Raw genomic sequence first — 14,869 nt, 5'->3', positions numbered from 1 at the left:
GATTTGCCATCATTTTCCATCCCGGCAGGTAGTGGTGGAGAATTGTTCTATGAATAAGTCTTGGGTCGCTCGTTACGCGCGTCTTGCAGCCCCGCTATGGGTGGCAGCGGTTCTCTGCGGCACGCTGGCGTCCAACGCGTCGGCCGAGGACGTCATCCGTTTCGGCGCCCCGCTGCCGATCACCGGCCCGCTCGCGCCAGAAGCGATCAAGCAGCAGCAGGGTTATGACCTCTGGGCCGAGGAGGCGAACAAGGCCGGCGGCATTTCCGTCGGCGGCAAGAAATACAAGGTCGAGATCGTCTACGCCGACTATCAGTCGAACACGCCGCGCGCGGTGCAGGCGACCGAGCAGATGATCACCCAGGGCAATGTCAACTTCATGTTCGGCGCCTTCGGCTCCGGCGCGGCCAAGGCCGCCAGCACCGTATCCGAGAAGTACAAGGTGCCGACGCTGGCGGCGACCGCATCCTCCGTCCAGGTCTACGACCAAGGCTACAAATATCTGTTCGGCACCTTCACGCCGAACGACACGCTGACGACGCCGCTGACCCAGATCATCAAGGCCAAGGTGCCCGAGGTGAAGAAGGTCGCCATCCTCGCACGCAACGACTTGTTCCCGCTCGCGATCGCGCAGGAAATGGAGAAATCGGCCAAGGCGAACGGCTTCGACCTCGTCTATTTCGAGAAATATGCGATCGGCACGCTCGATCACTCGGCGGCGCTGTCGCAGATCAAGTCGCTGGCGCCGCAATGGATCTTCGTCACCGGCTACATCAACGACCTGCTCCTGGTCCGCAAACAGATGGTCGACCAGGAGATGAAGGCGCCGGTCGTCACCATGATCGCCGGTCCCGCCTACCAGGAATTCATCGAGTCCGGTGGCAAGACCGCCGAGAACATCACCAGCGCCTCCTGGTGGCATCCGGCCGCGCGGTATGAGGGCAAGGACATCTTCGGCTCAACCGAGAATTTCGTGAAGCTGTTCAAGGCCAAGTACAAGAGCGAGCCGGACTATGGCCAGGCGTCGGCGGCGTTGTGCGGCGCGCTGTTCCAGATGGCGATCGAAAAGGCAGGCTCGCTCGATCGCGACAAGGTACGCGATGAACTCGCCAAGCTCGACGTGGTCACCTTCTTCGGCCCTGTGAGGTTCGGGGCCAACGGCCAGATCAACTCGCTCGACCCGCCGGTCTTCCAGATCCAGGGCGCCAAGCCCGTGGTGCTGTTCCCGGAAGCCATCAAGCAGGGCGATCTCAAGGTCGGTGTCAACTGATGACCACCGTCATTTAGCTCGATTAGGCATCCCTCATGCACGCAGCCCAGATCCTGGTGAACGCCGTCGTTCTCGGCTGCCTTTATGCCTGCATCGCGATCGGCTTCTCGCTGGTCTGGGGCGTGCTCAACGTCATCAACCTGATCCACGGCTCCTTCATCGTGCTCGGCGCTTATCTCGCCTACGGGCTCTACAACGCGCTGCACATCTCGCCCTGGTACTCGGTCGCGGTCGCTGCGCCGCTGTTCTTCGTGCTCGGCTACCTCCTGCAGCGGCTGTTGCTCAACCGCGTGATCACCGCCCCCGTGCTGGTGACGCTGACGATGACGTTCGGGCTCGACCTGATCCTGAACAACGCGATGATCTATTTCTTCAAGGCTGATTACCGCAAGCTGACGCTGACGCCATCGCTCGGCTCGGTCTCGATCTTCGATGTGGTGGTTCCGGTCGATCGTCTGATCGCGACGGTCTCCGCGCTGGCGCTGACCGGATTGCTCTATCTCCTGCTGCGACGCTCGCGCGTCGGGCGCGCCATTGTCGCGGTGCGGCTCGACCGCGACGCGGCGGTGTTGATGGGCGTCGACGTCAAGTCGATCTACGCGGTTGCGTTCGGCCTCGGCGCAGCACTCGCCGGCTGCGCCGGCGTGCTGATGGCGCTGATCTTTCCGATCTCGCCGTTGACCTCGTCGGGCTATCTCGGAAAAGCCTTCGTGGTCTGCGTGCTCGGCGGCCTCGGCAGCGTCTCGGGCGCGCTCGCGGGCGGGCTGCTGCTGGCGCTGGTCGAAGGGATCGGCTCGACGTTCTTCGGCCCGGCTCACGCGACTACGCTCTCCTTCATCCTGCTCATCGTCTTCCTGATCCTGCGCCCGCAGGGGCTCCTTGGCCGGAAGGGTTTTGAATGACGAAGTCGAATATCGCTCTGCTTGTCCTGCTCGCGGTTGTCGCATCGCTGCCGCTGTTTGGCGGCGCCTATGCGCTGCGGCTCGGCACCATCGCCTGCATGTATGCGATCCTCGCGCTGTCCTGGAACGTGGTCGGCGGCTTTGCCGGCTATCCCTCGTTTGCGACCGCCGCCTTCTTCGGCTTCGGCGCCTACACCACGGGCGTGCTGCTGGGCAAGGGATTGCCGCTCTGGCTTGGCGTCGTCATCTCCGCGGTCGCCGCCTTGTTGATCACGGCGGCACTTGGCGCGGCTCTGCTACGCCTGCGCGGACATTACTTTGCGATCGCAAGCCTCTCGCTGGTCGAGGTGCTGCGCGAGCTCGTCAATAATGCCACCGATCTCACCGGCGGCGGCATGGGCCTCAACATCCCCCTGGTGTCCGGCTCCGGCGTGCTCGCGGAAGCGATGTTCTTCTTCTACGCGATGTGGATCCTGCTGCTGCTCACCGCGCTGATGGTGATGGCCGTCGCCGGCTCGAAGCTCGGCTTCGGGCTCGCCTGCATCCGCCAGAACGAGACCGCCTCCAGCATGGTCGGCCTCAACACCACTCTTTACAAGAGCATCGCCTTCGGCCTGTCGGCCTGTTTCGTCAGCGCCGCCGGCGGCGTCTATGCCGCCTGGGTGCACTATATCGATCCGTCCGATGTCTTCGACATCCTCTATTCGGTGAAACCGATCGTGATGGCGCTGATGGGCGGCCTCGGTTCGCCGCTCGGCGTTGCCTGCGGCGCATTCCTCTATCTCGGATTAGAGGAGGTGGTCTGGCGCAACTACATCCAGATCCACACCGGCGTGCTCGGGCTGATCATCGTCCTCTTGCTGCTGTTCCTGCCGCATGGCCTGATCTCATTGCGGCCATCCAACCTTTGGCGACGGATCAAGCATGTCTGAGATCCTTCGCCTCGAAAACGTATCAAGGCAGTTCAGCGGCCTGCAGGCGTTGCGCGACGTCACGCTCACCGTCAACGGAGGCGAGGTGCTCGGCCTGATCGGACCAAACGGCGCCGGCAAGACCACGCTGGTCAACACCATCTGCGGCGTCACGCCGGCCAATTCGGGGAAGATCGCTTTCGACGGCAATGACATTACGCGCATCAAGACCTATCAGGCGGCGCGGCTCGGCCTGTCGCGCACCTTCCAGATCGTGCAGCCATTTGCCGAATTCACCGCGCTCGACAATGTCGCCGCCGCCGCGCTGTTCTCGCAGCCGGGTCAAAGCCTGAAGGTGGCGCGCGAGCAGGCAATGGCCCATCTGGTCTATGTCGGCCTCGAGTTGCAGGCCAATCACCCTGCTGCGACGCTGACGCTCGCCATGCGCAAGCGGCTGGAGCTTGCGAAAGCGCTCGCGATGAATCCGAAACTGCTGTTCCTCGACGAGGTCAATGCCGGTCTCAACAGCGCCGAGGTCGAGCGCGCGACCAAGCTGATCCATGAGCTTGCCGCCAGCGGCATCACCATCGTGATGATCGAGCACCTGATGAAGGTGGTGCTCAATGTCTGCACCCGCATCGCGGTGCTGCACAACGGTGCGCTGATCGCCGATGGCGCGCCGCGCGAGGTGATCGAGAATCCCGCTGTTGTCGAGGCCTATCTCGGCCAGCAATATGCCAAACGGAATGCCGCCCGTGGCTAGCTCCCTGATCCTCGAACTGAAAGGGCTGTGCGCCGGCTATGGCGAAATCCAGGTGCTATGGGGCATCGATCTCGACCTTCGCCGCGGCGAGATCACCGCGTTGATCGGCTCCAACGGCGCCGGCAAGACCACGCTGATGCGGGCATTGTCGGGCCTGATCCCGACCACGGCGGGCAACTATTTCTCGGAAGGCCGCGATCTCACCGGCGACACCGCCGCCGAGATCCTCGCCCACGGTATCGTGCATGTGCCGGAGGGGAGGCGGCTGTTCGGCGCGATGAGTGTCGAGGAGAACCTGCTGATGGGCGCCTATTTGCGCGACGCCGGCCGCGCCGAGATCAATCGCGACCTCGATCAGGTCTATGCCACGTTTCCGAAGCTGCGCGAGCGGCGGCGGCAGGCGGCGGCGACCTTGTCCGGCGGCGAGCAGCAGATGTGCGCGATCGGCCGCGGCCTGATGAGCGCGCCGCTGCTCTTGATGATCGACGAGCTTTCGCTCGGGCTTTCGCCCTTGCTGGTCGAACAGCTCGTGGCGGCGCTGCGCGAACTCAACGCCGGCGGCACGTCGATCCTGCTGGTGGAGCAGGACGTCACCATCGCGCTCGATCTCTGCCACCGCGCCTTTGTCATGGACATGGGCCGTATCGTGCGCAGCGGTTCGGGAAGCGAACTGCTCGCCGATCCGATCGTCCGCGATGCCTATCTCGGCGTTCTCCACGAATGACCGAACCCGGGCTTTTTTAGCCCCTTTACGTTGCAAAGAGGTGTCATGATTACAACCATCGAGGTTCAAGGCGGCGGTTACCGCTTCATGCCGGGCGTCAGCCAGTATTCCTGCGGCATCGGCGCGCTGCCCGGTTTCACCATCGAGCGCGTCCGTTTTGCCGATCCGGTGCCGCTGAAGGCGGGCTTTGTGCGGATCGCCGAAATCCTCAAGAATGCCGGCCGTCCTCTCACGGCGTTCGGCGCCTGCGAATTGCGGTCGCCCGCACCGTTCACCGAAGAGGGCTTTCGCGCCTTCAACGAGATCTACATCAAGACCCTGATCGAATGGGGCGTCATGAAGGACGGCATCAATCCGGTGGCGCGCAGCAATGTCTGCCCGAAGATCGATCCGCCGTCCGAGCCCTGCTTCCACGCCTTTTCCTACACGGTGCCGGCGCCGCAGGCCGCGTCGTCCTTCGTGGTCGCCGGCAGCGGCGAGTCGGTTGAAGGCAAGGCGAACTATCGCGATCACATCATCAGCCCCGGCGACGTCAGCCCGGCGGGTATGCTTGCCAAGGCGAAATGGGTGCTGGACGAGATGGAACGCCGCATGAGCGCGTTCGGCGGCACCTGGAAACAGACCACCGGCGTGCAGCTTTACACCGTGCAGGACGTCTATTCGATCCTGGAAAGCGAGCTCGGCCGGCGCGGCGTGTTCAGGAACGGCCTGACCTGGCATTTCAACCGCCCGCCGGTGGTCGGTCTCGACTACGAGATGGATTGCCGCTGCGTTCAGATCGAAAAGGTGATCGCGGTGGGATGACGCCTTCTCGCCGCCTTTTGCGAGGAGACACGGGAGAGAGGTGAGGCGCAGCTCACCTCTCGATCTCGCATCACCGCGCCAACTCGCATCAAAAGCGCGTGTTGGCGCGCGTTCAACCGAGCCGCTTCCTTGACAGGTCACGAGCCAAACCGTTTCTTTGCTACTCTCGATCTGGCCCGGCTGGGACGTCAATGCAAAGCGAAGCGGCAGTCATCAGGCGGCGTGATCTTTTCTCGTTGATCGGCGCGATGGCCGGCAGCGCGGCGATGTATCACGCGATGACCAGCCTTGGCTTTGCCTCCGACTCGACTTACAAGGGGCCGGTGAGGCTCGAAGGCGACCCGAAGGGCGCATCCGTCCTGATCCTCGGCGCGGGACTTGCCGGCATGAGCGCGGCGCTGGAGTTGCGCAAGGCGGGCTACAAGGTCCAGATCCTCGAATTCAACAACAGGGCAGGCGGCCGCAACTGGACGTTGCGCGGCGGCGACACGTTCGTCGAACTCGGCGGCTACAAGCAGACCTGCGAATTCGATCACGGTCTCTACATCAACCCGGGCCCGTGGCGGATTCCCTACCACCATCGTGCATTGCTCGATTATTGCAGGCGGCTCGGGGTTGCGCTCGAACCCTTCATTCAGTTGAACCACAACGCTTATCTCCACGCCTCGCGAGCGTTCGGCGGCGAGCCGCAAAAAATCCGCGCGATCAAGGCGGATTTCCAGGGCCAGGTTTCCGAACTGCTCGCGAAAGTGACCCAGCAGGGCAAGCTCGACGAAGCGGTGTCCAAGGAAGATCAGGAGATCCTGCTGCAGGCGCTGCGCTCCTGGGGCGCACTCGATTCCGACTACCGGTACAATGCCAATCTCCTCTCGGCCGAGTTCCGCGGCTATGCGCGCGAGCCCGGCGGGGGCTTGAGCTCCGCGCCGCTGCCGAGCGATCCCGTCACCTTGTCGGATCTCTTGCGATCACGCGTCTGGCGCTACTTGCAGAGTTTTGCGCGCTACAATTTCCAGACCACGATGTTCCAGCCGGTCGGCGGCATGGACATGATCGGCAAGGCCTTTGCAAAAGAGGTCGGCGACCTCATCCGCTATAACGCCAAGGTGACGCAGATCCAGCAGAACGACCGCGGCGTCACGGTGAGCTATGTCGACACGACAAATCCGTCGACGGTGCTGCACGCAAAAGCCGATTGGTGCATCTGCACGATCCCGTTGTCGATCCTGAGCCAGATCCCGATCGACGTCGGCAGCCGCATGGAGGCCGCGATCGACGCCGTTTCCTATGCCGGCGCGGTCAAGATCGGCCTGCAGTTCAAGCGCCGCTTCTGGGAGGAAGACGAGGCGATCTATGGCGGCATCACCTATACCGACCTGCCGATCCGGCAGATCGCCTATCCCAATGAAGGCTTCAATCGCGCCGGACGCGGCGTGCTTCTCGGCGCCTATCTGTTCGAGGGTGCGAATGCCTATGAGTTCACCGCGATGACGCCGGCAGAACGGATCGCAAGCGCCGTCGAGTTCGGTTCCGTGATCCATCCGCAATACAAACAGGAGTTCGAGAACGGCGTTGCGGTCGCCTGGCACCGCGTGCCCTTCACTCTCGGCTGCAGCGGCGAATGGACCGACGAGGGCAGGATGAAGCACTACAAGAACCTGTGCCAGATCGACGGCCGGATCGTGCTGGCCGGCGAGCATGCATCCGATCTGCCGGCCTGGCAGGAAGGGGCGATCCTGTCTTCGCTCGACGCCATCGCGCGATTGCACGAGCGGGTGGTGAAAACATGAGGCCGACGAAAGCCCATTTCGTTGCGTCAGGCGCTGGCGCCGTACTGCTCGCGTTCCTCCCTGCGGCCGCGGACTTCGCGCAGGACAACCCCGCCACGCGCCCGACCTTCAGCTCGGGTTACCGCTTCGTCGAAATGGCCGGAGAGGAACTGTTTGCCAATGTCTGCCAGGGCTGCCACATGCCCGATGCCTCGGGCGCCGCCGGCGCCGGGGCCTATCCCTCGCTTATCGCCAACCGGAATCTTGCGACCTCCAGCTATGCCGTCCATCTCGTCGTCAACGGCCGGCGCGGCATGCCGGCCTTCGGCGACATGATGACCGATGGTCAAGTCGCCGCGGTTGTGAATTATCTCAGGACGCATTTCGGCAACAGCTACACGGACGCGGTGACGGCCAGGGAAGCCGCGGAAGCGCGCCGGTGAAGCACTGTTAAACGGGGGATCAGATGAAATTTCGCACGATGCTGCCGATTGTCCTGCTCGCGGCGATGGCTTCCGCGCCCGCGCAGGCCGAGATCCTCAGACATCCAATTCCGAATTCGACATTTCCGATTGCGCAATCTGTGCAGGTCACCGGCAACGCCACGATCTACTATGTCAGCGGCCAGGTGCCGCCGGTGATCGACAAGGACGCCGATCCTTCGAGCCGGGACGCCTATGGCGACACCAAGACCCAGACCGTCGGCGTGCTCAACCGGATCAAGGGCATCCTTGACGGGCTCGGCCTCGGCATGGGCGACGTCATCAAGATGCAGGTGTTCCTGGTGCACAGCCCGAACGCGCCGATGGACTTCAAGGCCTTCATGGAAGGCTATACCCAGTTCTTCGGCGGCAGCCAGCCGAACCTGCCGGCGCGCTCAGTGGTCGGCGTCGCCTCGCTTGCCAATCCTGGCTTCCTGGTCGAGATCGAGGTGGTTGCGGCGAAGGACACTAAGTAATTCACGGCTGGGCGATTCACTCGCCCGGAACAAGGCTCCCGAGCGGCGGCCGCGAGAGACGCCGGTGCCTTCGCCGCGAAAGATACAGCAAAAGGCCGGTGACCACGAACAGTGGCATCAGCGCGGCGGCGAGCATGAATAGCAGCTTGCCCGGCCAGCCAAAGATGCTGCCGCGATGAATATCCAAGACGCTCGAAAGCATCCGCTCGCCGACGGGCTTGTCCGCGTAAATCTCCGATGACACTAGCCGGCCAGTGATGGCGTCGATGCGGAATTCGTCGCGCGCGCCTGGATGCGACGCATCGCGCGCCCAGGACCGCACCCGCACGACAGTGCCTGCATCAGGCGGCGCGAGTAGCGCCGTCGCGAAGCGGCTGCCTTGTTCGTGCAGGAATGTCGACCATACGCGATCGAGCGCAAGCGGCTTGGTCTCGGCTGCGCTGACGTCTCGCGCCGGCTTGGGCTTCATCGGTGCGGCGGCAGTCGAAGGACGCGACAGCAGCCAGGTGGCGCCGCTCTTGTACCAGTCGAACGAATACCACAGGCCGGTGAGCACCATCACGAGGTAGATCGGCAGCACCCAGGTTCCAACGACGGCATGGAGCGACCTGTGGAAGCCGCGACCGCGCAACGCCAGGTTCGGCTTCAGCCACATCTTCACGCTGCGGGCGCGATGGGGCCATCGCAGCACGATTCCGGAGATCAGCATCGCGATCAGGCCGATGGCAGCCACGCCCGTGATCGGCCGGCCATAGCCCTTGGCATCGCCGGGCAACAGCAGCCAGCGATGCAGCCTGCGGACGGTGACGAAAAACTCCTCGCCCCGCGGCGAGCCGAGCACACGCCCATCATAGGGATCGACATAGATCGAGGAAGGCCGCGAGCCATCCGCGCTGCGGGCAAACCGGATCCGCACCGCCGCGGACGGGTCACTGGCCATCGTCACGGACGCAACTTTGCCAGAGTCGGGATTGGCCTGCAGTCGCGCGATCAATTGGTCCGGCGTCAGCGTCGGAACCGCGCGAGCCTCGACCCGCGTGATCGCCGTATTCAGGCTGGCCTGGATTTCATCCTCGAAACTCATGATCGCGCCTGACATCCCGACCATGGTCAGCACCAGCGAAAGCGCAAGGCCAATGACGGAGTGGACCTGCAACAGGGCGGTCTTGATCGAGTACTTGCTCATAAATTGGAAGGAACTGGTGGCGGGATCAGCGTCGAAATCGGCGAAGGCCTGGTGATCACCGCCCACTCAACAGCGTTATCGGAACGATACCGAAAAGATATTCATCCCGCCACCCAAGCAAGGCTTACACAGTTTGTAATAGTTCTATGTTGTGTGCCGACGCGCGATTGAGCACGCACGACAATGTTTGCCGCGAAGAATAATGTCGTGTTCGCGCGCTATATGACAATTTTGTTTTCACCTTCCGATCCTCCGGTCGCGGCGTTTTCGGCCAGGGCGCTCACTCGTCGAAGTCGACTTTCTTGACCAGAGCAACCGCAGCCTGCTGATGCGCAGCAATGCGATCGATCGGCACCGCATCGGGGCTGAACGATCCGATTTCCTCGAGGATCGGATCGCGGTCCGCCGAGGCGAGCACGGGATATTCCAGTTCGGCCGCCGCATAGATTCGCTGTGCCGCCGGCGTCACAAGGAACTCGATGAATTTCAGCGCGGCGGCCATGTGGGGCGCATGCTTCGCAATGGCTGCGCCCGTCAGATTGACATGGCTGTCGCCGCCCTTGAACATCGTCGGGACGGGCCTTGACGGTTCGGGCCCATCCGCGCCAGTCGTTGCCTTCCCGCCCGTCCCGCAATTGCGCCAGTGCCACGGTATTGGCGATGCCGATCTCGCACGTTCCTTGTGCGATCTCTCGGATCACGTCATTGTCCTTGCCAGCCGGCTTGTGGACCAAATTATTCTTCAGGCCCTTGAGCCAGGCCTCTGTCGGTCCTTCTCCGTGATGAACGAGGAAGGCCGCGATCAGTGCGATGTTGTTCTGATGCAGCGGCGAGCGCATGCACAGTTTGCCGCGCCATTTCGGATCGGCGAGGTCTTCATAGGCGATTGCGGCGAGCGGGCTGTCCCCGCGCACCATTACGACGCGTGGCCGGATGGAGAGGCCGATCCATTGCGAGGACCCGCCACGCAGGTTCGGCGGCGCGGCTCGCTCGAGCGGCGGCGATGCAAAAGCCTGCGTCAACCCCTGGTTTGAGAGCTGGGTGGTCTTGTCCAGTCCGATCGTGATCAGTACGTCTGCCGGCGACGCATCACCTTCCGACGTCAGGCGCTTGACCAGGCTATCTTCAACAAAGACAGGATTGACCTTGATGCCGCTGGTTTCCGTGAAAGCTGATATCACCGGCTCGATCAGATTTATCTCTCTGGTCGAGTAAAGCGTGATCTCATCGGCGCGGCCTGCCGCCATGCCAGCAACGAAGGCGGAGGCCAGCGCGACCAGCAATCCGGTGGCTATCCGCGGCATGCTCATGGCTAGAACCTCACCGTCGCCGAGAGCGAGACGCGCCGTGCGTCGCCGATCGCGACGGCCAAATTGCTCACGGCGGAGGGATAGTAAACGGTGTCGAACAGGTTCTTGACGTTCAGTTGGTAGATCACCGGCAGGTTGTCGTATTTGGTCTCATAGCTCGCAAACACGTCCGCGACCACATAGGACGGCAGCACGAACGTGTTCGCTGCATCGCCAGGCCGGTCGCCGACATAATGCGCTCCGCCGCCCAGCCGGAGCCGGCCCGGCAACGCGGTGCCGAAATCGTAGACCAGGTAAAGCGAGGCCGTGTTCAGGGCGACGTTCTGCAGCGCCATGCCGGCCAGCGTCGGATCTTCTATCACCCGCGCGTCGGTGTAGCCATAGCTCCCGATCATGCTCCAGTTGTCGGTCAGCCTTCCGGTGACGTCGATTTCGATGCCGCGTGAGCGGACCTTTCCGGCGGTACGAAATTCGACGATTCCCGTGGCGCTGTTGAGCTGCGATACCAGCACGTTCTTCTTGTCGATATCGTAGAACGCCACCGTTCCCGAGAGCCGCTTGTTGATGTCGAACTTGGCGCCGGTTTCCCACGAGACGCCCTCTTCGGGTGCGATATTGGAGCCGATCACCACGCCGCCGGTGAGCGGCGCGATGGTCGAGGTCGGCTTCAGCGATTGCGTATAGCTCGCGTAAAGGGACAGCTCGTCGGTGAGCTTGAGGATGGCACCGCCGAGCGGGAGCACCTTGTCACCGGACAGATCGGTGTTGGCTTTGAATGGGCGTCCGCGCCCGGCCAACTGGTCGAAATCCATGTAGCGTACGCCGGCGACCACCGCGACCCGATCCGTGACATGCAACGTGTCCTGGAAGAACAGGGAGTATTGGCCAAGCTTGTCGGTCTGGTCGCTATCGCTGGCGGAGACCGTCGTGCCCGGGAAGACCAGCCCATAGACCGGATCATAGAAATTGAACGAGCGTGTCGACTGCCGGATCAGGTTCTTGCGGTAGATCGTGCGATACTGGCCATCGCCACCGAACAGCACATCGTTGCGCATGCCGCCGATCCAGAAGCCGCCCTGCAGGTAGGACGTTCCGTAGCTCACATTGCTGAGCGAACCCTGCGTGCCGTCATTGCTGCGCGTCTCGATGCCGGTCAAGGCATTGACGCCGGTGATGCGGAGCTGGTTGGCGCTGAATGCCTCGGTATTGTAGCTGTAGCCGGCGTAGAGCTTCCAGTCCTCGTTCAGCCGTTGCTCGACCGAGCCCTGCACCAAATCGGATGTGCCCCACATGTTGTTGAAGGGCTCGTCGAGCCGGCGGGTCGCGGGAATCGCCAGCGGCGCCTTGGTGATGGGATCGAATGCCGTGCCGCGATCGAACGGGTAGATAAAATCGCGATGCTCGTAGTTGAGCTGCACCGTCGTCGTGTCGCCGTACCACGCCAGTGACGGCGCAAGCAGCGTTTCGCGGTGACGCCCGAAATTGCGCCAATAGTCCTCGTTGACGCCATAGCCGATGAAGCGATAGGCGAGACCGCCCTGGCCGATCGGGCTGGTGATGTCGAAGGTCGCATCGGCGCCGTTCTTGCTGTTGCCGTAGCTCGAGCCGAGCACGGTGATCGATCCGTGCTGATAGAGGTCCGGGCGCTTGCTGATCGTGTTGACGATGCCGCCGGGATCCATGATGCCGTACAGCAGCGATGCAGGTCCCTTCAGCACCTCGACGCTTTCGACCGCGGAATTGAAGCTGCGGCCCTGGACCAGCGGCATGCCGTTGCGCATGATCGAGCCATCACGGTTATCGCCGAATCCGCGCCTGATGACGGCATCCTGGGTGCCGGCGAGCGTATTGGTCTGGGTGATGCCGCTGACATTGACGAGCGCGTCGTCGATATTGCGCGGCAGTTGATCCTTCAGCACCTGCTCGGGCACGACGTTGACGACTTGCGAGGTGTCGAGCGGCGAAGCGCCGGTGCGCAGCGTGGTCGAGCTGGGCATGGCGCGATAGCCGAGCTTGGCTTGGTACAGCGCCGCCGCTGCCGCCGCGGCGCGCTCGGACGGCGTAGGCTCCGCAGGCGTCACATTTCGGTTACGTTGAGGCGCCGCCGCTGCCTGGGTCCGACGCGCGGAGGGGGCCGCCGGGCGCGCCGGCTTGCGCTTCTGCGTTGGCGACTCCACTGTCACAGCCGGCAAGGTCACGCTCGATTGTGCCCGTGCGATCGTCACGGAAGAGGAGCAACCAGCCAGCAAGGCGACGGTGCCGATGAAAAAATGCGCGCGGCTGACGCCGGCTCGGTTTGGATGGTCTCCCACGAGACGGCAAACAGCACTGACTTTCACTTCGATTCACTTCCAGGACGAAATTAGCGCGGTGCCTTTAGCAGCCGTCGCGAACGGAAAGAACAGCGCTGGAATTGAATCGCTCTAAGAACGTACTTCGCTCGAATGATTTGCAGATCCGTCAGGCGATACAGCGAATGCCTCTCGCCGCATCGAGCAGCTTCTTCAATTTGTAGCGAAGGAGCAGTGGAATGCTTGACAGTTGGCTCCGAATAGGCCTCGCCGCCATCAGGCCTTGCATCTTGCAAAACCTCAGCGTTCCTGTCTGAATATCGCTCAACTGAGGCGAGTGCATCGGAGACCTGAGATGATTGGAAACGTCGGACCAAGGCTTGCAATCTTGCTGTCGACCGCGCTCACGGTGGTGATGGGAGCCGCTGCGGTTGCTGCGGAAGGACTGAGTCCCGAGCGGCAGTTCGCGCGCGACGTCTATCAGGAGCTGATCGAGATCGACACCGTCACCGCGACCGGCGACACCGCCAAGGCGGCGGAGGCGATGGCGGCCCGGTTGCGCGCCGCCGGCTTTCTGGAGAGCGATGTTCAGGTGTTCTCGCCGACACCGCGCAAGGGGAATCTGGTGGCACGGCTGCGCGGCAGCGGCGCGCGCAAGCCGATCCTCCTGCTCGCTCACATCGACGTGGTCCCGGCCAATCGCGAGGACTGGTCGGTCGATCCGTTCAAGCTGACCGAGCAGGACGGCTATTTCTATGCCCGCGGCAGCGGCGACGACAAATACATGGCCGCGGCCTTCGTCACCAACCTCATCAAATACAAGAAAGAGGGCTACAAGCCAGACCGCGATATCATCCTGGCGCTGGAGACGGATGAAGAAATCCTGGACGCCAACGGCCTCGGCATCCAATGGCTCTTGAAGAATCACCGCGACCTGATCGATGCCGAATTCGCGCTCAACGAAGGCGGCGGTGTCGGCCTGAAGGACGGCAAGCCGATCCGGAACAGCGTGCAGACCTCCGAAAAGGTCTCGTTGAGCTACCTGCTCGAAGTCAAGAACAAAGGCGGCCACAGCTCGGTACCGGTCAAGGACAACGCGATCTATCGCCTCGCCGAGGGACTGGTTCGCCTCTCGAAGTTCAGTTTCCCGATCAACTTGAACGAGACCACCCGGGCCTATTTCGAGCGCACGGCACAGTTCGAGAGCGAGCAGACGGCGTCCGACATCCGCGCCGTGCTGTCGGACAAGCCCGACCCCGCTGCGATGTCGTTTGTCCGGCTTGCGGCCAATCCTGCCTATAACGCCCAGCTCCGCACCACCTGCGTCGCAACGATGCTCGAGGGAGGACATGCCGTGAACGCGTTGCCGCAGCTTGCGACCGCCAAGGTGAACTGCCGCATCATGCCGGGCGAGCCGGTCGACGGTGTCAAGGCGACGCTGGAGCGCGTGCTTGCGGACGATCAAATCCAGGTCACTCAAATGGGCCAGCCCGTGTTGAGCGCGCCGTCGGCCCTGCACGAGGAGATCATGGGCGCAATCGATAAACTGTCGCACGAATTCTGGCCGACGGCGGCGGTGATCCCGACCATGAGCACCGGCGCCACCGACGGCAGCTATCTGCGCAACGCGGGAATCCCGACCTACGGCCATTCCGGCCTTGCCGCCGATATCAGCGACATCCGCGCCCACGGCAAGGATGAACGGATTCTCGTGAAATCATTCTACGAAGGCGAGGACTATCTCTATCGCCTGGTGAAGACGCTCGCCGGCGGGACGTGAAACCGTTGGGTGGGCAAGGGCGCGCAGCGCCGTGCCCACCATCTTTCTGCGTCGCCCAATGTTTATGCATGCGGTGAGAAGAATGAGCAGGGATTAGCTGCATTTCATGCAGTTCTGGCTGCCTTCGGGCTCGCCGACTTTTGACTGGCATTGTTAGACTGCAGATAGTTCTATCTCCTGTTTCGAGCCGATGCGGATGTGTTC

General features: G+C 62.7%; 13 protein-coding genes. 10 read left to right on the top strand and 3 right to left on the bottom strand.

Annotated elements, in window-relative coordinates; all coding sequences use genetic code 11:
* The first annotated feature begins 49 nt into the window (after positions 1-49).
* The 9 genes from ACZXDY_RS11020 (at position 50) to ACZXDY_RS10980 (ending at position 8,098) form a co-directional block, all read left to right on the top strand.
* On the top strand, positions 50-1,270 hold the full coding sequence (locus tag ACZXDY_RS11020) for an amino acid ABC transporter substrate-binding protein (RefSeq protein ID WP_464345491.1): 1,221 nt from the start codon (positions 50-52) through the stop codon (positions 1,268-1,270).
* Between the two features lie 35 nt (positions 1,271-1,305).
* Positions 1,306-2,172: a branched-chain amino acid ABC transporter permease gene (locus ACZXDY_RS11015; RefSeq protein WP_463327819.1), complete on the top strand. Its 867-nt coding sequence runs from the start codon at positions 1,306-1,308 to the stop codon at positions 2,170-2,172.
* Complete coding sequence (locus ACZXDY_RS11010) at positions 2,169-3,104, top strand: branched-chain amino acid ABC transporter permease (RefSeq protein WP_464345490.1); 936 nt, start codon at positions 2,169-2,171, stop codon at positions 3,102-3,104. Before ACZXDY_RS11015 ends, ACZXDY_RS11010 begins: the two co-directional genes overlap by 4 nt.
* On the top strand, positions 3,097-3,846 hold the full coding sequence (locus ACZXDY_RS11005; RefSeq protein WP_464345489.1) for an ABC transporter ATP-binding protein: 750 nt from the start codon (positions 3,097-3,099) through the stop codon (positions 3,844-3,846). Before ACZXDY_RS11010 ends, ACZXDY_RS11005 begins: the two co-directional genes overlap by 8 nt.
* A complete protein-coding gene (locus ACZXDY_RS11000; RefSeq protein WP_464345488.1) occupies positions 3,839-4,570 on the top strand; it encodes an ABC transporter ATP-binding protein in 732 nt (243 codons plus the stop codon). Before ACZXDY_RS11005 ends, ACZXDY_RS11000 begins: the two co-directional genes overlap by 8 nt.
* Positions 4,571-4,615: 45 nt before the next feature.
* Positions 4,616-5,374 carry a 2-amino-5-chloromuconate deaminase CnbZ gene (gene cnbZ, locus ACZXDY_RS10995; protein WP_464345487.1) on the top strand — a complete coding sequence of 253 codons (759 nt, stop codon included), beginning with the start codon at positions 4,616-4,618 and terminating at the stop codon, positions 5,372-5,374.
* A 191-nt stretch (positions 5,375-5,565) separates the two neighbouring features.
* Positions 5,566-7,161 carry a flavin monoamine oxidase family protein gene (locus ACZXDY_RS10990; RefSeq protein WP_464345486.1) on the top strand — a complete coding sequence of 532 codons (1,596 nt, stop codon included), beginning with the start codon at positions 5,566-5,568 and terminating at the stop codon, positions 7,159-7,161.
* Positions 7,158-7,583, top strand: coding sequence for a c-type cytochrome (locus ACZXDY_RS10985; protein ID WP_464345485.1), 426 nt, complete (start codon positions 7,158-7,160; stop codon positions 7,581-7,583). Before ACZXDY_RS10990 ends, ACZXDY_RS10985 begins: the two co-directional genes overlap by 4 nt.
* Positions 7,584-7,606: 23 nt before the next feature.
* Entirely contained in the window at positions 7,607-8,098 is a 492-nt protein-coding gene (locus ACZXDY_RS10980) for a RidA family protein (protein WP_464345484.1), read from the top strand.
* Between the two features lie 16 nt (positions 8,099-8,114).
* Here ACZXDY_RS10980 and ACZXDY_RS10975 read toward each other — a convergent pair whose 3' ends face one another.
* The 3 genes from ACZXDY_RS10975 to ACZXDY_RS10965 all read right to left on the bottom strand — a co-directional run bounded on the left by ACZXDY_RS10975 (position 8,115) and on the right by ACZXDY_RS10965 (position 12,906).
* Positions 8,115-9,284, bottom strand: a complete 1,170-nt coding sequence (locus ACZXDY_RS10975) for a PepSY-associated TM helix domain-containing protein (protein ID WP_464345547.1) — start codon at positions 9,282-9,284, stop codon at positions 8,115-8,117.
* A gap of 218 nt (positions 9,285-9,502) precedes the next feature.
* The gene (locus tag ACZXDY_RS10970; RefSeq protein ID WP_464345483.1) at positions 9,503-10,594 is read right to left on the bottom strand and encodes a substrate-binding domain-containing protein; all 1,092 of its coding nucleotides are present in this window, start codon (positions 10,592-10,594) and stop codon (positions 9,503-9,505) included.
* A gap of 2 nt (positions 10,595-10,596) precedes the next feature.
* On the bottom strand, positions 10,597-12,906 hold the full coding sequence (locus tag ACZXDY_RS10965; RefSeq protein ID WP_464345546.1) for a TonB-dependent siderophore receptor: 2,310 nt from the start codon (positions 12,904-12,906) through the stop codon (positions 10,597-10,599).
* Between the two features lie 334 nt (positions 12,907-13,240).
* On the opposite strand from ACZXDY_RS10965, the gene ACZXDY_RS10960 reads away from it, so the two are divergent.
* Positions 13,241-14,665, top strand: a complete 1,425-nt coding sequence (locus ACZXDY_RS10960; protein ID WP_464345482.1) for a M20/M25/M40 family metallo-hydrolase — start codon at positions 13,241-13,243, stop codon at positions 14,663-14,665.
* The last annotated feature ends 204 nt before the right edge of the window (positions 14,666-14,869 follow it).

The organism is Bradyrhizobium sp. LeoB3 (genome assembly GCF_055456055.1).
This window is presented reverse-complemented; position numbering and strand designations above follow the sequence as displayed.

What these genes read in the sequence shown, in the direction of transcription:
- ACZXDY_RS10980 (WP_464345484.1), top strand. Translation starts at nt 7,607, where the DNA reads ATGAAATTTCGCACGATGCTGCCGATTGTCCTGCTCGCGGCGATGGCT.
- ACZXDY_RS10960 (WP_464345482.1), top strand. Translation starts at nt 13,241, where the DNA reads ATGATTGGAAACGTCGGACCAAGGCTTGCAATCTTGCTGTCGACCGCG.
- ACZXDY_RS10990 (WP_464345486.1), top strand. Translation starts at nt 5,566, where the DNA reads ATGCAAAGCGAAGCGGCAGTCATCAGGCGGCGTGATCTTTTCTCGTTG.
- ACZXDY_RS11020 (WP_464345491.1), top strand. Translation starts at nt 50, where the DNA reads ATGAATAAGTCTTGGGTCGCTCGTTACGCGCGTCTTGCAGCCCCGCTA.
- ACZXDY_RS11010 (WP_464345490.1), top strand. Translation starts at nt 2,169, where the DNA reads ATGACGAAGTCGAATATCGCTCTGCTTGTCCTGCTCGCGGTTGTCGCA.
- cnbZ (WP_464345487.1), top strand. Translation starts at nt 4,616, where the DNA reads ATGATTACAACCATCGAGGTTCAAGGCGGCGGTTACCGCTTCATGCCG.
- ACZXDY_RS11015 (WP_463327819.1), top strand. Translation starts at nt 1,306, where the DNA reads ATGCACGCAGCCCAGATCCTGGTGAACGCCGTCGTTCTCGGCTGCCTT.
- ACZXDY_RS11005 (WP_464345489.1), top strand. Translation starts at nt 3,097, where the DNA reads ATGTCTGAGATCCTTCGCCTCGAAAACGTATCAAGGCAGTTCAGCGGC.
- ACZXDY_RS10975 (WP_464345547.1), bottom strand. Translation starts at nt 9,284, where the DNA reads ATGAGCAAGTACTCGATCAAGACCGCCCTGTTGCAGGTCCACTCCGTC.
- ACZXDY_RS10970 (WP_464345483.1), bottom strand. Translation starts at nt 10,594, where the DNA reads ATGAGCATGCCGCGGATAGCCACCGGATTGCTGGTCGCGCTGGCCTCC.
- ACZXDY_RS10985 (WP_464345485.1), top strand. Translation starts at nt 7,158, where the DNA reads ATGAGGCCGACGAAAGCCCATTTCGTTGCGTCAGGCGCTGGCGCCGTA.